This window comes from Neobacillus sp. GCM10027624 (assembly GCF_042675345.1).
GTDB classification, from domain to species: Bacteria; Bacillota; Bacilli; order Bacillales; family Cytobacillaceae; genus Neobacillus; species Neobacillus cucumis_D.
The window spans coordinates 1-22,240 of the sequence record NZ_JBHTHD010000003.1; the positions used below are offsets into that span (position 1 = coordinate 1).

Genomic DNA, 22,240 nt, shown 5'->3' on the forward strand with positions numbered 1-22,240 from the left:
TCTTTATCAGTATTGACCCTTCCATACCTTTTTCATTCTTTGTGGTGAAGCGCTGATTTTTGCGCTTCATGGATGGCTATCGGTTGAAGAAGTTGATTGTAAATGGAATCTTTGAAATGGAAGGCAGTCTTGAGGCAACGAGATTATACAGTGTCCGTTTGAAACAATAATGGTATTTGGAATGGGATGAGAACTGAAAGATTGTGAAAAATTGTTCTTAAACAAACGGGTGCTTATGTTATCAAGTGTTGATTATGATTTTTAGGGGGAAAAATGAATAATATAAAAGCTAGCCATTATATTAACATAGAACATATAGCTGGTGGATTTGACGATTTTAGAATTAGTGTCGATTTCGATGGAAATCTTATTTTATTAACAGAAAAAGATGCAAAAGGTAAGTATTTGCATAAGATATATCATTTTTTAAATCAAGAAATAAATGAAATCAATGTTCCTTTGGTATCGGAAGCATTTGATTTTGCTCAACCTCTTGAAGAGAATTGGTTAATGGTTAGTGCAAGAACCGACGAAGAAGAAGGGTATTTGAGGAACGCCACTTTGTTTGACATTCAAGGAAATGTATTGAAGACCTTTTCGTTTGATGATGCAATTCAAGATGTACAAACCACAAAAAATTCAGATATATGGGTAAGTTATTTCGATGAAAATATGGATTCAGGTTTAAGATGTTTTGATAAAGAAGGATTACAAACATTTAATTATCTTGATTTTGTGATACAAACAGGGAGAAAGGTTCCTTTCATAGACGATTGTTATGCTTTAAATGTAACTTCAGAAAGTACAATTATATATTATTATTATGACTTTCCACTTGTAAAATTAAATAAGACAGGCTATGATATTTTTCCAAATATACACATAAAGGGGAGTCATGCATTTGCTTTCCTGAACGATTTTGTTTTGTTTAGTCATGGTTATGATGATAGAGCACTGGTGTATTTGTATTCTTTAAGGGACAAGCAAAGAAAGACATTTCAAACCGTCGATCAGAATGGAGAAGAACTGAAATATGAATACGCCGTTGGCAGAGGAAGCAAATTGTTCTTAGTTAAGGGGAGGGATGTTTACTTAATAAATATGGAAGATGAACAGTTTTTGAAGGAAAATATTTAAAGTAACGGGTGTAAGAGTTAGAGGAATATAGCTGCTTCGGCAGCTTTTTCTTGTTCCACTAACGGGGCAGAATAGTTTAAGTATATTTCTTCACAAAGTTTTTTTATCGATTCAAATGTTTTCTCGTTTACCTGCTTATTGACAGATTAGATTTTTTGGGGGAGGGAATCGAATCGCACCATAACCGGGGTAATAGACCTAATTTGCATGTTGTAATATTGATAGCATCGAATAGGAATAATAAGCATGGTAAAGGGGGTGAAAAGGTTGGAAAAATTAAATGAGAACTTGGAACGGAAAAACACGACCGTCATCGTTGTGGATATGCAAAACGATTACTGCCATCCTGATGGAGCAATTGCTAAAAGCGGAAGCGACGTCAGCGCGGTCAAAAAAATACTGCCGAGCTTGCGCAGCTTATTAGCTGGGGCAAGAGAGCACTCTGTTCCAATCATTTTTTTGCAGACGAACCATGAGAAGTCGACTGATTCTGAGGTTTGGCTTTCCCGCTTTCCGGATGGTGTCAACCCGATTTGCCAGACGGGGAGTTGGGGAGCGGAATTTTACGAAGTTGAACCGCAGCCGAATGACATCATTGTGAAGAAGCATCGTTACAGTGGATTCGTTCATACTAGGCTGGAGTCCATATTGCGAACTCTTAAAATCGAAACCTTGATTTTAACAGGCGTCAGCACGAATCTTTGTGTGGAATCAACCGCCAGAGACGGGTTTATGCTGGATTATCGAATTGTGCTCATGAAAGATGCCTGCGCTGCTTTTTCGCAGGAAGAACACGATATGACCTTAAAAACCGTAGATACCTATTTTGGAATGGTGGCAGATACGGAACAGGTTTTTTCCTTTTGGCGGATGCACACTCCCCAATCCCCCCAGTTTTTGGCCTAAACGGTTGATGGACAAAAAAACGACCATGATTATTTTGACAAACCCCAACAATAAAAACAGTGGTAGCCTAGGATGAGAAAAAAAAGTTCTAGCCTGTCGCTGTTTTATTGATTATTGCTGCATCCCTTTTTCCTTTTGAACAAACGGGTTAATCTAATATGAAATAGTATAAGAATATTATTAGTAGGCGATACCTACACGCTATTTTATATTAGCGCGTGCTTTTATCTGTTTAAAAGTAAATTCTGCTGTATCCGGTACGGATATTTCAGTTGCACCCTCCGGCAAAAACTTTCGGTCTATTCGATATTTACCTACCCTTAGGATTAATTTATTTTGTTTCATCTTTTGATACTTTAAATTTTTTCCTCGCTAAAAATTTGAAAATAACTCCTTACTTCATCTAATGTGAGTGAAGATAGACCTCTTGGGGAATATCCTTAATTCGATCACACATCATAATTCCTTCCGTTTTAAGCCAATTAAAGAAATTACAAAAATCTCTTACATAATTAAATAAGGTCATAGAAGAGCCAATATCTTTTTTAGCATCTACATACGGCCTGTAATTTCCAAACAAACATGAAATTCGAAAGAGAAGGGTAATGGATTTTGGTTTTCACTTTATATCAACTAATAGATTAATAGACCTGAGCCAGTATCCCTTGCTTTCTTGTTCCGTAATTTTTAGCTCTATTTAGGTGCTTCTTTTGAAACTGTTTACCCGAATACGATCGTTGTTAGGTTTAACGCATTCCATAGCCTGACTTTTACTTTTCGTCACTCATATATCCTATTCTGTATTAGATTACGATTTTGAACTAAGGAAAAGAAGGTGAATCCTTTTCATTATTGTGTCAACTGACTGAAAGTACTAGCGGACTTTTGTTCAATTTACGGTAAATTTGATTCATAATAAGTAATTTCTGTAAAGTTAATTTCATGAGTTTATAAAAATTAAAAACCTAAACTTTACAAAGTTATTCTAGGAAAGTTGAAAGGAAACTCTTTGAAGTGTAAAAAAAACATACTTTAACTTTTTGTAATAATTATTAAATAATAATCAGAAAAATATTGAAATTAGGAATTTTTGGTGCTAATATTATAAATATATTTTGGAACAATGTTCCTTAATGAGCAACAAATGGCATATCATTACATTTTGGGAAGGGGGAAGTGAATTGTCCTACAGTAATAGACAAATTGTTGGTCAGAGGATTTCAAATAGAATGAATAAATTAACGGCAATCTCTGTGCTTTCAATCGGTGTAACTTGATTGTCTTTTACAAAGGAGTTTCGTGAAGGTAAGGAATTAGTTAGTAAATGGATGACGGAAGCAGGCATGATGGTACGAATTGAATCCTGCATGGGGTGATCAGCATCCTGGGTTTGGTTATCCGGGAAGTGAAGTGAATGTATTAGAATTAACAGAGCATTTACAGGTATTATTAGAAATTGGTTATATCAGTGAGGGCTCACAATATGTTGTTGTCTTTGAAGTAAAACCAGTGGAAATGAAAATTCGGATGTGGAAGGTGCACAATCCAAACGGCTTTTGTCCAAGCCTGGGCAAGAGTTTAATGCATTGTTCTTAGATTTATTCTTAATAAAAAACGATTGTGAATTATAAAAAAGGGAGGAATTTTGGCAAGTTACGCAGAATGATAAATTAAATCTTTTTTTGACAGCGTTTCCACGGGCATCTCAAAAATAATGTAAATTTTTGATTAAAAGGGAGTAAATATGTCTATCTATGAAGCTGTTGTATATAAAGATAAAGAATTAATGTCAAAGGTGAATTCTTGAATCAATCTCAAATGTGATTCATAGTTTTGATTTTGTTGTCCGAATAATTCTGAATATTATTTATATTCAGTAAGTAGTTTGTTGTTTAATGAAAGTTGCCCCGGCTTTGTGAAAAATGCAACTCCAATATTTTCTTATATCAAGGAGGAACATGGATGGGAAAATTAAGCTTCGGTAAAACAATTGCGTTAGGATTTCAGCATGTTTGTGTTATGTATGGCGGTGCTATAGCAGTCCCATTAATTGTAGCCCATTCACTTGGATTGACACAACAACAGCTTGTTTATCTTATTTCGTTTGATTTATTGTCATGCGGTATTGCGACTTTAATCCAAGTAATTGGTTTTGGGAGTATCGCCGGTATTCGATTACCCGCTTTAATGGCCGTATCCTTTATCGTTCTTGATCCTGCCATAGCAATTGGCAAGGCATATTCGATAACAGGTGTATTCGGGGCAGTTATGGTTTCAGGAATAGTAATTGCCCTTTGTGCCCCGTTTATTGGTAAGTTGGCAAAGTTTTTCCCTCCTATTGTTTCGGGTTCTGTGATTCTCATAATTGGTATTACCTTAATGCCTGTTGCGATGGCTAATGCTGCTGGCGGTCAAGGAGCTGAAAATTTTGGGGATCCAAAGAATCTGCTCATCGCTGCATTTACCTTACTCTGCTTTTTAATTTTCAACACATTTTTTAAGGGATTTTTAAAGTCAATTTCTGTCTTAATTTCGATGATCATTGGTACAGTGGCAGCTAGTTTCTTTGGAATGGTGAATTTTTCAACAGTAAGTACAGCAAAATGGTTTAACATTGTCACGCCATTTTATTTTGGAACACCTACATTCCACCTTTCTGCCATTATTACAATGGTTATTATCTCCTTTATTATTGCGATTGAAAGTATTGGCGTATTTATGGCACTTGGTGAATTTTCAGATAGGAAAATTGGCGAAGCCGATATTAAAAAAGGACTACGTGCAGAAGGAATTGGGGCATTTATTAGTAGTATCCTAAATTCCTTCAGCCATTCGACTTTTTCACAGAATGTCGGGCTGGTTATGCTTACGAAAGTAACAAATTTAAGTGTTTTGGTTGCTTCCGGGATTATTCTTGTATTTTTAGGTCTTGTACCAAAAGTAGGAGCTCTCACCACTATGATTCCTGCTCCTGTTCTTGGTGGGGCCATGATCCCGATGTTTGGCATGCTAATTGCAGCTGCATTAAAAATTATTGGGAAAGCGGATATGTCTTTGCCATCTAATCAAATTACAATTGCTATTGGCGTTGGTATCGCATTAGCAATAAAAGGTGTCCCCACTGCCTTTACTCATCTTCCACAAACTCTTCATTTATTAATTGGGGATGGCGTTGTAGTTGGTGCATTAGTTCTTGTTATATTAAACGCATTGTTAAATGGTAGTTTGCAAGAAGGGCATTTTCATGGATTCGAGAAAGTAGAAGCAGAAGCCATATTGGATGCTGAATAGAACAGGTTTTTATAAAATGGGGGCGTGAACAATGTCATTTCTGGTATCTGATTTTTTAAAGCTGCAGGTAATTGGTAGCAGCCGTATCATAGCGGGGGATCGAGGGGGAAATAACAGCATCCGTTCTGTCAGCATTATGGATGCTCCCGATACATCATGGTTAAAACGAGGTGATTTGCTGCTAACAACCGGGTATGTCTTTAAAGATCAACAGGATACTCAGATTAAATTGCTCAATGACCTCGCCGGGAAACATTGTGCTGGTTTGGCTATTAAAGTAAAAAGGTTTTTTTCTGAAATTCCTGCAGTTATGTTACAGGAGGCAGATCGCTTAGGTCTGCCTTTAATAGAATTATCATCTGATATTGTTTTATCTGACCTGCTTCTTTCGGTAACGAAAGAGATTGTAAGTTATGAAGATTTGTTTAATAAGAAAAATTCTTTAGTCTCACTAATTATGGGCCATCCACTCGAGCATGGAGATCTAGAATTAATCTCCCATCAATATAAGTTCATGCCTAACTCCAATTATATTGCGATGATGATATCAGTTAATCCCTATCATGGAGATAAACCGGTTATTAGTCAAACCACCTTTGCTCAAATGGCAAACGAGATTGGAAACAAAGTAAATGCAAAGTTACTAATGATTCCTAACAATAAAGATTTTTCAGTGATTTTAAATCCTCTTAATCTAAAAAAACCGCTAGAACTTGCCGCTATTGCAAGGAAAACTGCAAGACTTCTGGGAAATCAAATTCAAAAGAAATTTCCCAAACAAGTGATTCAAATCGGAATAGGTTCATCATGTATACAACTCTCGAGAATACATAAAAGCTATAAGGAAGCTAAGGAAGCTGTTCATTTTGGAAAAACAAATTCAGACTACAGGAATTTGGCCATTTATGAATACGCTGATTATGCACCTGAAGGTTTATTTCAGCAGTTATCAGATGACGTGTTAAAAAACTATGTTAAAAGTACACTAGAAGTGCTAACTACATATGACCAAGAAAATAACTCGAATCTGCTGCAGACCTTAGAGGCATTCCTGGAAAGCGGCGGCAAGCTGGCAGAAACTGCGAATGTTCTTTTTGTACATCGAAACACAGTGAAATTTAGGATTTTACGAATTGAGGAATTATTGGGTATTGATCTAAATGAAAGCAAGACGACATTTCGCCTCCAATTAGGGTTGCGAATTGCAAGGATGCTCGACTTGCTGCCTTGTTCAAATGAAGTTGAAATAAAGTCAATGATTTAAAGATTTTTAGGGCCGGAATGATTCCCGGCCCTTTTTATTTTTGCTCGGAATATTGGTAACTCCATAAGGCCAACTGTAATTTGAAAATATTCTCTCCATTGTTAAAATCCATACCAAGAAGTTCTTTAATTTTTGGCAAACGCTGGTGTACGGTGTTGCGGTGAATACCCAGTGTATGAGCCGTTTCTGTCGGTTTTAGACAGCTATTCAGGTATACCGATAGTGTTTTGATGAAATCCGAATGATTCAACTGATCATATTCAATTAATGGAGACAGTAAGTGAGTATAATAATTTTCTAGAACATCTTTTGGGATATATCGCAGTAACGAATAGATTTCAATTTCTTTTTCCTCTTCCATCGTCTCTTCGGACTGAACTGCTAATATTTTCCTTAGTACTGCAAGAACTAAATCAGCTATCGATTGTTCATCTGGAATTTGAAAGATGGGAAAAGAATATTCATCCGCAATTGAAATCATCTCAGAAGGCAGTGAGCGTTGTAAATGGTTGGTTTTGATTCCCAGTCCTGCACACTTCCGTTTTGCTAGATCCTGAACCAATTTAATTAATGAAGCTTCTTCATTTTTGAAAACATACCCCGTAGTTAAGACCAAATCTCCTTCTTTAAGCCAATGAATAACATCAGGGGCGTCGAAACTATTAACTGATGTTATATAGTTGGAAATTCCATTAAAACCTGCAGCGATCTTACAAGTGTTTAATGGAGGGCTGCTTAGTGCTTCTGCTAAAGTCAACTTCATGGTTCCACTTCCTTTTATAAGAAGTTTCTAATTATCAATAGTTTACCTTATGGTGTGCTCAGAGCACAATGGAAAGTAGTCAGATTTGTCAGGTTCGGCTAATGACCCTAATAATAAATCCTATTAAAATTAAATTAATCCTTAATAACTATTAAATGAGTAGTTTATTAGGAGAGAGGGGGTCTCTAAATAGAAAGGAATGAAAAATATGAGCAGGAAGCTGGCAAAAATGAATGAACTTGATCAAGCTGCTTTTACCGAAGCTCTTGGATGGATTTTTGAACATTCACCGTGGGTGGCGGAAAAGGCTTGGGTAAATCAACCGTTTCATTCTATATCTGAACTGCATCGGACGATGGTTCATGTGGTTCAGGAGGCTGATCTAAATGAAAAATTTGCTCTCTTGAGGGCACACCCTGATTTGGCAGGGCGAGTTCAAATGGCAGATGCATCAGTTAAAGAACAAGCGGGTGCAGGCCTTCATCAGCTTTCAAGAGAAGAACATGAGGAATTTCTTTTACTCAATAAGACATATACAGACAAATTCGAATTTCCTTTCATCATGGCAGTAAAAGGCCAAAACAAAGAATCCATAAAGCAGATGTTGAAAAAACGGCTGCACAATGGACCTGAGGCTGAACTTAAAGAAGCTCTGGAACAAATCTATAAAATAGCTTTGTTTCGCTTAGAGGATTTTCTTAACGCCTAGCTTAGAGGTAATAACAAAATGCCAGAGCTTTCTTCCATTCTTTTGTAAATGAACGGGCTACCGTTGATTTAGATTTTAAATGATTTAAAAATAGAAGGAGGAGTTTTTATGAGTTCAAAGGAAAGAGTTATGTATTATGGTAAAGGTGATGTATTTGTTTTCCGGACCTATCAAACCCCGCTTGAAGGTATTAAATCAATTCCTGAGTCAGGCTTTACTGGCCGCAATAACGTTATTTTTGGAATGAATGCTAAGATTGCTCTTGAAGGGGATTTTGAGGAATCATTTACGAAAGCGGACAACAGCCGTGTTGTTGCTACTGATTCTATGAAAAACTTTATTTTGCGCCAAGCAGCACAGTACCATGGACCGACTTTTGAGGGATTTTTAGCATTTGTTTGTAATCGCTTCCTTAACACTTATGCACACCTTACTGCTGTTGAAATTACTGCCGATGAAGTTCCCTTTGAAACGGTAAATGTTGCCGGACAAGATCAATTAGAGGCAAGTCCGCTAGTTTACAGACATTCAAGAAATGAATTAATCACGACTACTGTAAAGGTACAACGGACTGAGAAAGGAAATAAAATTGTAAAGCAAGAAAGCGGTATTAGGAATCTTCACTTGATTAAAGTATCCGGCAGTTCATTCTACGGTTTTATTCATGATGAATATACTACCTTGCCGGAAGCAAAGGATCGTCCGCTTTATATCTACTTAGATATCCATTATCGTTACAACAATAATGAGGATGCGGTTTCAGACGATCCGGCTGTTTATGTTCCAGCTGAACAAATTCGTGATATTACTGCTTCTGTTTTCCATGAGGCAGAAACAAAATCCATCCAAGATTTAATATACCGTGTAGGTTTACGTATTCTTCAACGCTTCCCGCAGCTTGCAGAAGTACAGTTTTTATCTAATAACCGTACATGGGAAACGATTGTTGAAATTCCAGATTCTAATGGTGCTGTATTTACAGAGCCAAGGCCACCGTACGGTTTCCAAGGTTTTGTTGTAGACCGCCAAGACCTTGAGAATGAAGGATTAGCAGTTTCTCCACAAAAGGTAGAGGCATGAGCGGCAGATTAACAACCCATGTTTTAGATTTGGCAAAAGGTATGCCAGTAAAAGGATTAAAGATAGATCTTTGGAAACTTGGACCGGAGCGTACTTTTATCAAGTCAGTAAATACGAATAGTGATGGCAGGGTGGATTCCCCCTTATTAAACGATAATCAACTAACAACCGGGGAGTATGAATTACTATTTTACGTGGCTGATTATTTTCGATCTCAAGGTGTCAATGTACCCGAGCTGCCCTTCCTTGATAAAGTCCCATTAAGGTTCGGTGTTGCGGACCCGGACAGTCATTACCATGTCCCGCTGTTAGTTGCACCAGGCGGATATAGTACCTATCGCGGCAGTTGATTAATAAATCTTCTTTACGGTTTGAAATGGAGGACAGAGTTTATGATAACAGAACGCACTCGAAGAGCCACATTAGCAGGTAATCCCGTTACACTTATTGGACCAGAAATTAAAGTCGGTGATAAGGCACCAGACTTTGAGGTTTTGGCGAACGACAGGTCAAAGGTAACTCTTTCAGATTCAAATAATATGGTACGACTGATTAGTGTCGTCCCATCCCTTGATACCGCTGTATGCGACCAGCAGACTAGACGCTTTAATGAAGAAGCGGCAAAGCTTGGTGAAAACGTCGTCGTATTAACAATTAGTGCGGATCTCCCGTTTGCCCAGAGCAGATGGTGCGGGGCACAAGGAATACAAAATGTTCAAACGTTATCGGATCATCAAAGTATGTCATTTGGCAGTGCATATGGGACCTACATGAAGGAGCATCGTTTGGAAAGCAGGGCTGTCTTTGTAGTAGATTCCCAAAATATTGTGACCTATGTGGAATACCTTTCTGAAGTAACGAATCATCCAAATTACGATGCAGCTTTAACAGCGGTCAAAGCTGCAAAATAGACTTTAGCAACAGTACTTCTCAATTAAATTACGCAGAAACACTTGGAGTAAAATTTATATTTTTAATAGTTATCTATTACAAATTAACTGAATTTACAAAAAAGTTATAAAATTTATGAGTGCGGTAAATATGATTCTAAGTTTACCGCACTTCCTTCCAATATTTATGATCTTATCTTTTTCCGGAATGGTTTAAAAATGGAGTGGTACATGTGGAAATAATGGTTTTAGGTATGAATCATAGCACAGCACCTGTAAAAATTAGGGAGAAATTTAAAATACAAAAAGAGTCTTATTCCAATTTTATTGAATCTCTGTATCGAACTGAGGGTCTTCAAGAGTGTGTAATTTTGTCAACCTGTAATCGAACTGAAATTTATGCAGTTGTAGATGAAACACATATGGTTAAGCATAAAATCATCCAATTTCTTACCGATTCTTTTGAGGCAAACAAATTACAGATTACAAATAATTTATATTTAAAAGAAAATGATGAAGCTGTAAAGCATTTATTCCGCGTTATCTGTGGTCTTGATTCTATGGTTCTAGGAGAAACTCAAATTTTAGGACAAGTTAAAGAAGCTTATACTAGAAGCCACAGTCATCAAGCAACAGGTACTATATTTAATAAATTATTTAACCAAGCCATTACATTTGCTAAACATGTTCATTCCGAAACGGATATCGGCAGAAATGCTGTTTCTGTTAGTTATGCTGCAATAGAGTTAGGAAAAAAAATTATTGGTCCTTTACATTCCAAGACTGCTGTTATTTTAGGTGCAGGTGAGATGGCAGAATTAACGGTAAAACATCTTCACGCAAATGGAGCAGATAAAATAATTGTTGTGAATCGAACATATGAACGAGCTAAGAAATTGGCAGAGAAATTTGGTGCTGGCACCAAAACAATGGACCGAATTCACGATGTACTAATCGAAGCTGATATTATTATAAGTTCGATTGATATGAAAGAACCTATCATCACTGCAAAAGATATGGAAACTATTAACCTAAAAAGAACACAACGCCCTTTATTCATGATTGATATTTCTGTTCCAAGAAATATTGATCCGAAAATTAATAACCTTGATCATGTTTTCTTATACGATATCGACGATTTGGAAAGTATTGTTGAAACCAATCTAGAAAAAAGAGCTCAAGAACGTGAAAAAATCAACGATATGATAGATCAGGAATTGCTGACCTTTAAGGCGTGGTTAAGCACATTGGACATTACACCTATTATGGCTGCCCTTCGTTCAAAATCATTAGCAATCTATGAAGAGGCTATCAGTCAAATTGAAAATAAGTTACCAGGTTTAACCGAAAGGGAACGAAAAATTATTCGTAAATATTCAAAAAGCATCGTTACCCAAATGATGCATTCACCTTTAATTGGAATGAAACAGATGGTTGCTACTAATTCAAACCAAAAAGAAATTTCGGACCTTATTATTCAACTTTTTTCTTTAGAGGAAGAAGTAGACGAACAACATAATGCGAGAAAATTTAATTCAAAGCCAAACCACCTAATTAATGTATTACATCCTTCTACTACCTTTGGGAATATTCCTGTCCACTCTTGAATAAATGTGGAATAAGGATGATATATATAAGAAAAAGATGATCATATAAAAAGGTATTAGGGGTGATTTGCAATGGAAAAGAAAAAACCGTATAAAAGCACTTCATATAGTGAGATTATGAAATCGCTTAATTCATCAAAGAAAACTCAAGATGTGAATTCAAATCTTGATATGTATATACAAATGGTCTTGGATGAAGCAATGGTCACCCGGCAAATTACGCTCCTAGAGGAAAAGATTAATGATGCTCTTACATCAATGGATAAGCCTTTATTTCTGGAATTGTCCGCTACGTATGAAAAATTAAGACACCAACAACAAAGCTTAATTGAAAAAGGTAGGCATATAGTAAAGAAACTATGAATATTGCTACTTTAAACTAGCATAAGTATTATTTCAAATTTAAATATTTTTGCAGAATTATCTGAAATAAAAATAAATTAAATTTATTATATATTAATATTGATTTTTAAATGATTTTAATTTTTAATAGGTATATAGCATATTTTAATCGCTATCAAAAATATTAACGGGGTGAAAAAAATGACTAAAGGGGAAAAAAATATGGACACGAAAGACACTACTAACATTGGAAAGTGCCCGTTTCACCATGGCGGTGCAACTTCTAACAAATCTAGTAATATGCCAAATAGAGACTGGTGGCCAAACCAGTTGAACTTGAAAATTCTGCATCAGCATGACAGAAAATCTAACCCAATGGGAGAAGAATTTAATTATGCAGAGGAATTTAAAAAATTAGATTATGATGCTCTTAAGCAGGATCTTAAAGTGCTTATGACAAACAGCCAAGATTGGTGGCCGGCAGACTATGGACATTATGGTCCATTCTTTATCCGTATGGCTTGGCACTCAGCAGGTACATATCGTACAGGTGACGGCCGTGGTGGTGCCGGAACTGGCAATCAGCGTTTTGCTCCACTGAACAGCTGGGCTGACAACGGTAACCTTGATAAAGCCCGTCGACTGCTATGGCCGATTAAGCAGAAGTATGGCAACAAGATCTCTTGGGCTGACTTAATGATTCTAACGGGTAATGTTGCGATCGAATCAATGGGCGGCAAGACATTTGGTTTTGGAGGCGGACGTGCTGACATTTGGCATCCAGAAGAAGATATCTACTGGGGTTCTGAAACTGAAATGTTGGGTGATAACCGTTACACAGGTGATCGTGAGCTTGAGAACCCACTTGCTGCTGTTCAGATGGGTCTAATTTATGTTAACCCTGAAGGACCAAACGGTAAACCAGATCCGCTTGCAAGCGCTCGTGACATACGTGAGACCTTTGCACGTATGGCAATGAACGATGAAGAAACAGTTGCACTAGTTGCTGGCGGTCATACTTTTGGTAAGGCACATGGTGCAGGAGATGCTGCTCATGTTGGTCCAGAACCAGAAGCTGCTCCTATTGAAGCACAAGGTTTAGGTTGGTTAAGCACACATGGCTCAGGTAAAGGTCATGACACCATCACGAGTGGTATTGAAGGTGCTTGGACTGCTAATCCGACAAAGTGGGATAATGGTTACTTTGATCTATTGTTTGGATATGAATGGTGGCTTACAAAGAGTCCTGCAGGTGCATTTCAGTGGCTTGCAGTAAATCCTGATGAGAAGGATCTTGCACCGGATGCAGAAGATTCATCAAAACGTGTTCCGACAATGATGACCACTGCGGATATGGCTTTACGTTTTGATCCAATATACGAAAAGATTTCTCGTCGTTTCCATGAGAATCCGGAAGAATTTGCAGATGCATTTGCCCGTGCATGGTTCAAACTAACACACCGTGACATGGGTCCTGCTTCAAGATATCTTGGCCCGGAAGTTCCAGAAGAAGAGCTTATCTGGCAAGATCCTGTACCATCCGTTGATTATGAATTAACGTATAATGAAGTAGAAAAGATTAAAACGATGATCCTGGATTCAGGTCTTACAATTACCGAGTTAGTCACAACGGCGTGGGCTTCAGCAAGTACCTTCCGTGGCTCAGATAATCGTGGCGGCGCAAATGGTTCTCGCATCCGTCTTGCTCCACAAAAAGATTGGGAAGTGAATCAACCAGAACAACTTACAAAAGTGCTTAGTGTACTAGAAGACATTCAAAGTCATCTAGATAAAAAAGTCAGCTTGGCGGACTTGATTGTACTAGGCGGTAGTGCCGCAGTAGAGAAAGCTGCTCAAGATGCAGGTTTTGACGTAACGGTTCCTTTTGCACCTGGACGCGGCGATGCAACACAAGAGCAAACTGATATTGAAAGTTTTGCAGTCTTAGAGCCTATCGCGGATGGTTTCCGTAACTATCAGAAGAAGCAGTATAGTGTAAGTGCAGAAGAGATTCTAGTAGACAAGGCACAACTACTAAACCTTACTGCACCAGAAATGACTGTACTTATTGGCGGTATGCGTGTTCTAGGTACAAACTACGGTGGTACAAAACACGGAGTTTTCACTGATTGTGTGGGTACACTTACTAACGACTTCTTTGTTAACCTGCTTGACATGGGGGTTGAATGGAAGCCTGTAGAAGGTGATATATATGAAGGACGTGACCGCAAGACAGGTGAAGTAGTGCGTACAGCAACTAGAGTTGATCTAGTGGTCGGTTCAAACTCCGTTCTACGTGCCATTGCAGAAGTTTATGCTCAAGAAGATAACAAAGAGAAGTTTGTACATGACTTTATTGCCGCCTGGGTAAAGGTAATGAATGCAGATCGTTTCGATCTTAATTAACGACTACGGGTATTCATGCAACAAAGCCCAATGAAAGTTGTTAATTATTATCCCTGTTATTCCCAAGAGGACCGACAATTTTAGTCGGTCTCTATTTTGGTGAAAAATCAACATGGAAATTACATTACCTGATTTGATCCATACACAAAAAAGAAATCCTAAAACACATATTAGTGCTGTTGTCTAATTTGGATGACAGCATTCGTGTTTTACAAGGGTAATGATTTTGAATGTTATTCTCGATTCTATCGGTGCCCTTCTATTAAACTTATAATATTCTCGAATTTACCAACATGGTGAATAAAAAAATAGAATGGAGATGTTGTAGATGATGAATCATCCACGTGTTCAACAAGGTTTTGAGGTATTAAAAAATAATGGATTAAAGCTAACCCCACAGAGAATTGCCATAATGGAGTATATGGCCACTTCTAATTCTCATCCCACCGTAGATGAAATCTGTAAAGATTTAAAGGGATTTTTGCCTAGTTTAACGCCAGCCACGATATATAGTAACTTAAAAAGTTTTAAGAAATATAATCTTATAAATGAGTTGTCCTTTGGGGAATTTGCTAGTCGCTTTGAATGGGCTACTTCCTTTCATTACCATGTTCGATGTAAATTGTGCGGAAATCTTGCTGACTTTTATTACCCAAAATTAATTCAAGTAGAAGAATTCGCCAAAATTAATTTACAATTTAATGTAACTCATCACTTTTTTGAATTACAAGGAATTTGCCCTAAATGTATTTAAAAAGGGTGTTTGAAAGTGAACGATCCTTTGTCATGTAGACATTCCATTCAGTAAAGAATATCATTATTTCTTTTGACAATGCTTCTTCAAAAGTAAGCCCTCCACCAAGTGATATCATCTTCTCGGTGAACAAAAAGCAAACGTACTTAACGCCCGACTACGAATGTTAATCACGTGAACAGATAATTCTTTGTTGCTGCTTTTTCGATATTCATCCTCTGAGTATGGTATACGTTCGGTTCGAAGATAATTGATATAACTTCGTACTTTATCCGCTGTAATTTCGATAACGTCCATAACATCTCCTGAAAGAAACACCTCATTACTTCTTGATAACCATTTATTGATCCTAGCCTTAGTCTGTTAATTTTAAAGCTGATTTAAGAATAGATGAATTAAGCGACTTGGTTAATGAAATTAAATTAATCAGCAAGGTTTTGAAGGTAAAAGCTACCTTAAAAATATGGATTACACTTTACATATTGAATGTAAAATAGATAAGATTAAGTGAAATGCAGAAACATGCTATCGTGCGGGTTATGTTCAAGGCAGTTATCGGCGAATCCCAGCAATTCTATCAGCGAAATTTAATTAAAGTACATCAATACGCCTCCAAACCAAAACATAGCTTGAAAATAAGCTCGATAATTAATAATACGCTTTTCACCCCATGTTGATACGGTTATCCATCTGTTATCAAAAGTATCTCGAGAATATCCAGTAATGGTCATCCAGTGCCATGCGTATGGATAACCCGTTTTCGGCCATAGCAGATTTAATGTAGCCACAGGACAATTACTAAGCAGCCAACTTAAATCCTTCCATTTAAATTTCACTTTTCCAGAATTTTTTCTCTTGTTTTTTTCAATCTTTTTCCCACATTATGCATTTGCGTAGGCATCAATACCATTTTTTGTTGTTTATGCAGATATATCCTTTATTACTTGATCTACATTCAATTAGTGGCCATGTACACTACTAAAAAATAAAACAAAGGCTCCAGCATATACAACGATGCTAGAGCCTTTCACATTATAGGGCTTCTTTAATAATCTTCTTGTAATATTGAACAGACAGCATTCCGAAGATAGAGTACAACGTGGCATATACAACCATGACTACAATCATCGGTGTCCACAGTTCCGTCCCAAAAAGGAACCAGCCAGATTTGACGGCAAAGTAACTGTGTGATAAGCCGATTACTAAAGGAATCCCAAAACTAAACAGCTGCTTCCCGCGAATGCCTTTCACTAAATCCCCCCGGGTAAACCCGAGTTTCCTTAAGATTGTGTAGTTAGGCATTTCCTCTTCACCTTCGCCCATTTGTTTAAAATACAAAATACAGCCAGAGGTAATCAGGAATGTTAATCCCAAAAAGCCGACGATAAACATGATCAGTCCCATATTTTGTTTTTGAAAGTTGCTCATTTCCAACCGAGAATCCATCGAGTTGTCTTCATTCCCAAACATTTCTTTGAACAGATCATTCGCCTTTGTAACATGCTCCTCATCCTTCAACGTAATCCCAATAAATAAAGAGGATTTCTTTTGGATGGTAGGCTCAAGGTTATTTTTTAACTGTTTGAAGACAGAGTCGTTGACAACCGCCACAGGAAAGCCACCGCCTGTAAAATATCTTGATACAATAAATTCTTTTTCTAAGCCTTTATACTGTAAAGAAATGGCCTCGTTTTGTCCATGCAATTTGATTTGCCCTAAATCCTTTAATGACATAAATGACTGCAGCAAATCATTATAACCGGTAAAGATTGTTTCCTCTGGTGGTAGATCCATGTCTATCACAGCCTTGTCACTGACGACCGGGAGAGGCACGCTGCTTGGGTTGATGGTTAATTCCTGCAATCCGGTTTCCATAATGGTCGATAGGTCAGCATTTACCTGAATGACATCGGCTCTTTTTTCATTAAATGGCAGATGATTTTCTTCTAATGCCTTTTTAAATTGTTCGGCATCCGTCGTTTTGGTGAAGGCAAAATCGGCAGCCACATTATTTTCAGCCATTTTTTCCGCAGAGTAGTAAGAAATATAACTTAATGACAAAAGTCCAATGGCCAAAGCGGAAACAGTAGTGATAATTGTTAATAATAAGGCGTTTGATTTCATCCGAAACATAATGGAAGAAAGTGATAAGACCTCTTTAATGTTTAAATACCCATCTTTCTTTTTCCGTATCAAATGAAAAATAAAGCTGACGGAGCCTTTGTAAAACAGGTAGGTTCCGATGATGACAGAACCAAGAATACCAATCATTGCTATGAATAATTCATTTATCGTGGTAAAATCGCCGCCAAATAATTTTGAAGAAACGTAATAGCCAACGCATACCAGAATCATACCGGTGATTCCGATTAGGATTTCCCATATCGATAATTTCATTATTTTTTGCTCAGTCGACGAGGTAATCCTAAATAAAGCCAAAATGGACTGTTTTTTTATAAATATATAATTCATCAACATTATCAAGAGATAAATGGTGCCGAACACAATCAGAGTTTGAACTAATGCCTTGGTTGAAAATCGTAAAACGGCGTCCGCATCCACTTGCGTGACTTTCAACAGAATCATCATAATAAATCGGGAAAATGAAAAGCCAAGGAATATTCCTATTACCAAGGAGCCAAAATAAAGAAAAAAGTTTTCAGTGCTCAGGATGTGGAATATTCGGCTTTTCGTCATCCCAATGAGTTGAAAAAGGCCAATTTCCTTGCTGCGCCTCTTAATGAAGATTGTATTCGCGTACAGCAGAAAGATCGTCACAATGGCGACAAGAAGAACGGATGCTGCCCGAATGGAAGCGCCACCCTTAATGGAGCCCTTTGTCGTGTCCATCGCCGGGTCATATTGCAAAGTGACAAAGGCAAAATACAAGGCAACACTAAAGACTAGGGCAAACACATATAAATAGTAGTTTTTTAGATTCTTTTTCAGATTACGGATAATCAAATGATTAACGCTCATTCTGGGTGACCCCTCCCAATACACCTTGTGTTTTCATGATGTCTTTAAAAAATGCTTGGCGTGATTGATCCCCCTTGTTCAGTTGGGTGTATATTTGACCATCCTTAATAAAAATGACTCGACTGCTATAGCTGGCAGCCACAGGATCGTGCGTTACCATTACAATCGTGGCGCCGCTGCTGATGTTTAACTGGTTCAGTTTATTTAATAAATCGGAGGCTGACTTGGAATCGAGTGCCCCTGTTGGTTCATCTGCAAAAATAATGCTCGGGTTATGAATAAATGCCCGTGCTGCCGAGGTGCGCTGCTTCTGGCCACCTGATATTTCATTAGGATATTTATTGCCGATCTCGGTAATCCCTAGCTGTGATGCCACTTCGTTGAACCTTCGGTCTGCCTCTTGTTTGGAGGCATTGGAAATGGACAAAGGCAATAAGATATTTTCTTTAACCGTCAAGGTATCCAGCAAGTTGTATTCCTGAAAAATAAAGCCTAAATGGTGCTTGCGGAACTCGGCAAGCTGTTTTTCCTTCATACGGGTGATTTCTTTTCCCTGTATCTTAATTATCCCACTGCTCACCCTATCAATTGAAGAAAGGACATTTAGCAGGGTTGTCTTACCGGACCCCGATGCACCCATGATACTCACGAATTCACCTTTTACAATTTTTAAGTCCAATCCTGTCAATACTTCCTGCTTATTAAACTTGTTACCGTAATTTTTTTGAATATTAGTAGCTTCAAGTATTTGCATAACGACACACTCCTTTATTATCCGATAGCTTCATTATAGTAAGCTTAGGTCTGCCGTTCCTTCGATTGGACGAACAAAACAACAAAAGCATATGACATTTTTGTCACATGCCGATAATATGAACAAACTCATTTTTTTGCGGAAAGGTCAAGGTAATTGTCGTTCCTATTCCAAGCTCAGAGTGAACGTTAAACTTGATCAGCAATGGCCGGGCAGCTTTTTGGGCAAGGTATAATCCCATACCGGTTGCCGAACCGTCTTGATGGTTGGCTGTAGAGGTAAAGCCTTTATCAAAAATGCGGGGCAGGTCATTTGGAGCGATACCGCGTCCGAAATCAGTGATTTTGAAACAGGTTCGTCCGTCTTGGACATAACTATTTAAAAGGATGTCAGATGCCTCGCTATATTTCACGGCATTTGTTAACAGTTGTCGGAGTATGAACGCCAGCCATTTGGCATCCGTCAGGATTTCCTCTTCTTCCAATTCCAGTTCAAAACCAATTCCCTTTTGCATGCACCATGATTGCAAGGTTCTGATTTCGTTAAAAATTAATGGTTTTAGTTTTGTGTTTTCAATATACAAATCATTTTCCATAAAAGGGATCCGCTTTTGGTGGAGTTGCTGATCCAGCAGAAGGTGAATACGTAGCCATTCATACCGTAGATCCGCTTTCAGTTTTTCATCCTCCATGCGGTCAATAATCAGCTGCATCGCTGTTAACGGTGTCTTTACTTCATGTATCCAAGATAACAGTTGGTCTTTTTCCTGTTCCAATGTTGTCCAATTAGCAGCCGCTTCCTGTGTTAAAAAATCAATTTGTTTCGTAAGGCTGTTTTCAATGATTCCTTCAAAAGGACGATAGGCACTGGGTATGCTCATAGGATCCAGGTTGTTTTCTCTTTCCTCTAAGACTTTATAGAATATCGTTTCCTTCTGATAGCGAATGGACAAGAAAATCACAAAAATAATCAACGAAACAAATACAATATAGAGAAGTGGAAGTAATGGGATTGACGTATCAAGAAACGCAACCAAAATAACCAAAATTTCCAAGGACAAAATCAGGAGAATCCAGCTCCGCCGTTCTATGAGATACTTTTTTATCATAGCGGCTGGGCCTCTTCAACAGCGATGTAGCCTTGTCCCACCTTGGTTTCAATATATTGCCCAAGACTAAGTTCATCGAGTTTTTTCCGCAGGCGGTTGACGTTGACGGTTAAGGTGTTGTCACTGACAAAGCGCTCATCGTCCCATAAGCTTTTGATTAACGCTTCACGGGTGACAATTTTATTTTTCTGCCCAATCAATTCTCTTAATATTAATATCTCATTCTTCGTAAGTTCAATCGAGCCCGCCTCAGTGGTCACCGTATTTTTTTGATATTCCACAGCAGCGCCATTCCAAGTTTTGAACTGGACTTGTTCGGTATTGTAATTATAGACGCGCCGTAAAATCGCTTGGATCTTGGCAATCAGCACATCAAAATGAAACGGCTTTTGGACAAAGTCATCCGCGCCAAGCTGCATGGACATCACCATGTCGGAAGGGTGGTCCCGAGAAGACAGAAAAAGGATCGGTACATTTGAATGGGATCGGATCATGCGGCACCAATGAAACCCATCAAATTTGGGCAGCTGGATATCAATGATCACTAAATCAGGTTTCACTTCTGTAAAGTCCTGCATCACATTGCTAAAATCCGTAACGCCAAAAACCTCATAAGACCAACCTGTTAACCTTTCTTTTATCTCATGATAAAGCGTTGCATCATCCTCAATTAGTAATAGTTTAAACACAATGTTCACCACACTTTGTTATAGTTCCATACACAAATTGTATAGCAAAATTTACCTGTATGCCAGCAGTCCATAAAGAAGCAAGGCGGTATAGTGCTAGATAAGTGAATATCAAATAGTTAACGATATTTGAAGGAGGAATACCTATGTATAAAAACGCTAATTGGCTGTGGGAATCGGGGGTTCAGTCGTAGCTGCCTTTTTTGGCGGCTTTTTCAAACAATGCCGCATAACTTTAAACACACAAGGCGATTTAGATACTAGCTAGAATCTTAGAACAAGAATTTTAGAAGCTTACAAGAATCTCAAGAATCTCTCAAGAATCTATATCTAGTGCATTTGTACAAATTGATACGTTAGCCAACAATGCTAAAATAGTTCAACAAGCTATGAGCGATTTTAGGACTAAACCTATTTTAGTTATCCCATTAAAGGGCACATTTTCTTAACAAGAAAGCGTGCTTCTTTATGTATTCGGCCATTTAATTTAATAAGAGATTGCATAAACCTTAGAAAAATTGGATAATATGTTAAAATTTCCTTGTATTATTTTTAAATAATTGTGAAAAGGGAGAGTGGAAATATAATATGAGGAATAAAGCTTTTATTGATTTAAGTCATACTATTGAAGATGGTCTTATAACTTATAAAGGGTTACCTGCTCCAATAATCTGTGATTATCTAAGTCGGGAAGAATCTCGAAAACATTATGAAAAAGGTACAGAATTTCAAATTGGAAAAATAGAAATGGTCTCTAATACAGGAACTTATGTTGATGTTCCATTCCATAGATATCATGATGGGAAAGATCTTTCAGAAACGACCATTGATAAAATGGCTGGTTTAGAAGGAATTATTGTTCATGTTGAAGAAAACAACAAAGAAATTGATGAAGAATTATTTAATGAACTTGATATTGAAGGAAAAGCTGTTTTAATTCATACAGGTTGGGACAAATATTGGAATACAGATCAGTATTTTGAAGACCATCCCTATTTAACCGAAAATGCAGCCAAATATTTAGCAAATAAACAAGTTGCATTAGTTGGAATTGATTCTGTAAATATAGACGATACGTCAGGAAAAGCTCGCCCCGTACATACGGTTTTACTAAGACAAGAAATACTAATTGTTGAACACTTGTGTAATTTAAAGGGTCTCTCAAATAAGGACTTCTTATTTTATGCCGTATCTCCTAAAATTAAGGGATTTGGAACCTTTCCTGTTCGAGCTTTTGCGGAAGTTTTAAATAAATAAGGTTAGGTGTGTATTAGTGTTGTAGAAAATAAATTAATCGTAGTATATTTTTTGTTCTGCAATTGGAGCCATTATTGAAAGTTATATGCATTATTAGAACAACAGTAATGTTTTGTTGATGCTGCAGGTTATTTTAAGAATATTGTCATGTTTCTACTTAAACTTAAATGAAATAAATGGTGCGAGATCAGCTTTTTGTTTATTAAACCAAACTAGCCAATAGAACCCTTATAGGTTGCTAGAGTTGCAGAAAAGGCTGTCATTTTGGCAGTTTTTTTTGTGAAAATAAATGGAGAAATTAGGT

At 37.4% G+C, this 22,240-nt stretch carries 20 protein-coding genes; 14 read left to right on the forward strand and 6 right to left on the reverse strand.

What is annotated here, in order from left to right:
- Positions 1 to 273: 273 nt before the first annotated feature.
- The 5 genes from ACFQZ9_RS04980 to ACFQZ9_RS05000 all read left to right on the forward strand — a co-directional run bounded on the left by ACFQZ9_RS04980 (position 274) and on the right by ACFQZ9_RS05000 (position 6,598).
- On the forward strand, positions 274 to 1,137 hold the full coding sequence (locus ACFQZ9_RS04980) for a YxiH-YxzG fusion protein (RefSeq protein ID WP_498942608.1): 864 nt from the start codon (positions 274 to 276) through the stop codon (positions 1,135 to 1,137).
- 246 nt (positions 1,138 to 1,383) lie between these two features.
- Positions 1,384 to 2,043: a cysteine hydrolase family protein gene (locus ACFQZ9_RS04985; RefSeq protein WP_498942609.1), complete on the forward strand. Its 660-nt coding sequence runs from the start codon at positions 1,384 to 1,386 to the stop codon at positions 2,041 to 2,043.
- A 1,356-nt stretch (positions 2,044 to 3,399) separates the two neighbouring features.
- Complete coding sequence (locus ACFQZ9_RS04990) at positions 3,400 to 3,639, forward strand: hypothetical protein (RefSeq protein WP_498942610.1); 240 nt, start codon at positions 3,400 to 3,402, stop codon at positions 3,637 to 3,639.
- 366 nt (positions 3,640 to 4,005) lie between these two features.
- Positions 4,006 to 5,334 carry a nucleobase:cation symporter-2 family protein gene (locus tag ACFQZ9_RS04995; RefSeq protein ID WP_498942611.1) on the forward strand — a complete coding sequence of 443 codons (1,329 nt, stop codon included), beginning with the start codon at positions 4,006 to 4,008 and terminating at the stop codon, positions 5,332 to 5,334.
- A 31-nt stretch (positions 5,335 to 5,365) separates the two neighbouring features.
- Positions 5,366 to 6,598 carry a PucR family transcriptional regulator gene (locus tag ACFQZ9_RS05000; RefSeq protein ID WP_498942612.1) on the forward strand — a complete coding sequence of 411 codons (1,233 nt, stop codon included), beginning with the start codon at positions 5,366 to 5,368 and terminating at the stop codon, positions 6,596 to 6,598.
- A 34-nt stretch (positions 6,599 to 6,632) separates the two neighbouring features.
- Here the strand turns inward: ACFQZ9_RS05000 and ACFQZ9_RS05005 are convergent, their stop codons facing one another.
- The gene (locus tag ACFQZ9_RS05005) at positions 6,633 to 7,361 is read right to left on the reverse strand and encodes a PucR family transcriptional regulator (RefSeq protein WP_498942613.1); all 729 of its coding nucleotides are present in this window, start codon (positions 7,359 to 7,361) and stop codon (positions 6,633 to 6,635) included.
- Positions 7,362 to 7,569: 208 nt separating this feature from the next.
- Between ACFQZ9_RS05005 and uraD the strand changes: the two genes are divergently transcribed.
- The 8 genes from uraD (at position 7,570) to ACFQZ9_RS05045 (ending at position 15,149) form a co-directional block, all read left to right on the forward strand.
- Complete coding sequence (gene uraD, locus ACFQZ9_RS05010) at positions 7,570 to 8,070, forward strand: 2-oxo-4-hydroxy-4-carboxy-5-ureidoimidazoline decarboxylase (RefSeq protein ID WP_498942614.1); 501 nt, start codon at positions 7,570 to 7,572, stop codon at positions 8,068 to 8,070.
- Positions 8,071 to 8,178: 108 nt separating this feature from the next.
- Positions 8,179 to 9,150 carry a factor-independent urate hydroxylase gene (pucL, locus tag ACFQZ9_RS05015; RefSeq protein ID WP_498942615.1) on the forward strand — a complete coding sequence of 324 codons (972 nt, stop codon included), beginning with the start codon at positions 8,179 to 8,181 and terminating at the stop codon, positions 9,148 to 9,150.
- On the forward strand, positions 9,147 to 9,500 hold the full coding sequence (gene uraH / locus ACFQZ9_RS05020; protein ID WP_498942616.1) for a hydroxyisourate hydrolase: 354 nt from the start codon (positions 9,147 to 9,149) through the stop codon (positions 9,498 to 9,500). Before pucL ends, uraH begins: the two co-directional genes overlap by 4 nt.
- Before the next feature lie 42 nt (positions 9,501 to 9,542).
- Positions 9,543 to 10,061: a thiol peroxidase gene (gene tpx / locus ACFQZ9_RS05025; protein WP_498942617.1), complete on the forward strand. Its 519-nt coding sequence runs from the start codon at positions 9,543 to 9,545 to the stop codon at positions 10,059 to 10,061.
- Between the two features lie 221 nt (positions 10,062 to 10,282).
- Positions 10,283 to 11,647 carry a glutamyl-tRNA reductase gene (gene hemA / locus ACFQZ9_RS05030; protein WP_498943585.1) on the forward strand — a complete coding sequence of 455 codons (1,365 nt, stop codon included), beginning with the start codon at positions 10,283 to 10,285 and terminating at the stop codon, positions 11,645 to 11,647.
- A gap of 72 nt (positions 11,648 to 11,719) precedes the next feature.
- Positions 11,720 to 12,010, forward strand: a complete 291-nt coding sequence (locus ACFQZ9_RS05035; protein WP_498942618.1) for an IDEAL domain-containing protein — start codon at positions 11,720 to 11,722, stop codon at positions 12,008 to 12,010.
- Between the two features lie 201 nt (positions 12,011 to 12,211).
- Positions 12,212 to 14,395 (forward strand): catalase/peroxidase HPI, encoded by a 2,184-nt coding sequence (gene katG / locus ACFQZ9_RS05040; RefSeq protein WP_498942619.1) that lies wholly within the window; start codon positions 12,212 to 12,214, stop codon positions 14,393 to 14,395.
- A 328-nt stretch (positions 14,396 to 14,723) separates the two neighbouring features.
- Positions 14,724 to 15,149 carry a Fur family transcriptional regulator gene (locus ACFQZ9_RS05045; protein WP_498942620.1) on the forward strand — a complete coding sequence of 142 codons (426 nt, stop codon included), beginning with the start codon at positions 14,724 to 14,726 and terminating at the stop codon, positions 15,147 to 15,149.
- A 114-nt stretch (positions 15,150 to 15,263) separates the two neighbouring features.
- Here the strand turns inward: ACFQZ9_RS05045 and ACFQZ9_RS05050 are convergent, their stop codons facing one another.
- From ACFQZ9_RS05050 to ACFQZ9_RS05070, 5 genes are all read right to left on the reverse strand, one after another.
- Positions 15,264 to 15,446 (reverse strand): hypothetical protein, encoded by a 183-nt coding sequence (locus ACFQZ9_RS05050; RefSeq protein WP_498942621.1) that lies wholly within the window; start codon positions 15,444 to 15,446, stop codon positions 15,264 to 15,266.
- Between the two features lie 735 nt (positions 15,447 to 16,181).
- The gene (locus ACFQZ9_RS05055; RefSeq protein ID WP_498942622.1) at positions 16,182 to 18,128 is read right to left on the reverse strand and encodes an ABC transporter permease; all 1,947 of its coding nucleotides are present in this window, start codon (positions 18,126 to 18,128) and stop codon (positions 16,182 to 16,184) included.
- Positions 18,118 to 18,882, reverse strand: coding sequence for an ABC transporter ATP-binding protein (locus tag ACFQZ9_RS05060; RefSeq protein WP_498942623.1), 765 nt, complete (start codon positions 18,880 to 18,882; stop codon positions 18,118 to 18,120). Before ACFQZ9_RS05060 ends, ACFQZ9_RS05055 begins: the two co-directional genes overlap by 11 nt.
- Positions 18,883 to 18,985: 103 nt before the next feature.
- Positions 18,986 to 19,990, reverse strand: a complete 1,005-nt coding sequence (locus ACFQZ9_RS05065; RefSeq protein WP_498942624.1) for a sensor histidine kinase — start codon at positions 19,988 to 19,990, stop codon at positions 18,986 to 18,988.
- A complete protein-coding gene (locus ACFQZ9_RS05070) occupies positions 19,987 to 20,679 on the reverse strand; it encodes a response regulator transcription factor (protein ID WP_198313068.1) in 693 nt (230 codons plus the stop codon). Before ACFQZ9_RS05070 ends, ACFQZ9_RS05065 begins: the two co-directional genes overlap by 4 nt.
- A gap of 588 nt (positions 20,680 to 21,267) precedes the next feature.
- Between ACFQZ9_RS05070 and ACFQZ9_RS05075 the strand changes: the two genes are divergently transcribed.
- On the forward strand, positions 21,268 to 21,936 hold the full coding sequence (locus ACFQZ9_RS05075; RefSeq protein ID WP_498942625.1) for a cyclase family protein: 669 nt from the start codon (positions 21,268 to 21,270) through the stop codon (positions 21,934 to 21,936).
- Positions 21,937 to 22,240 lie beyond the last annotated feature (304 nt).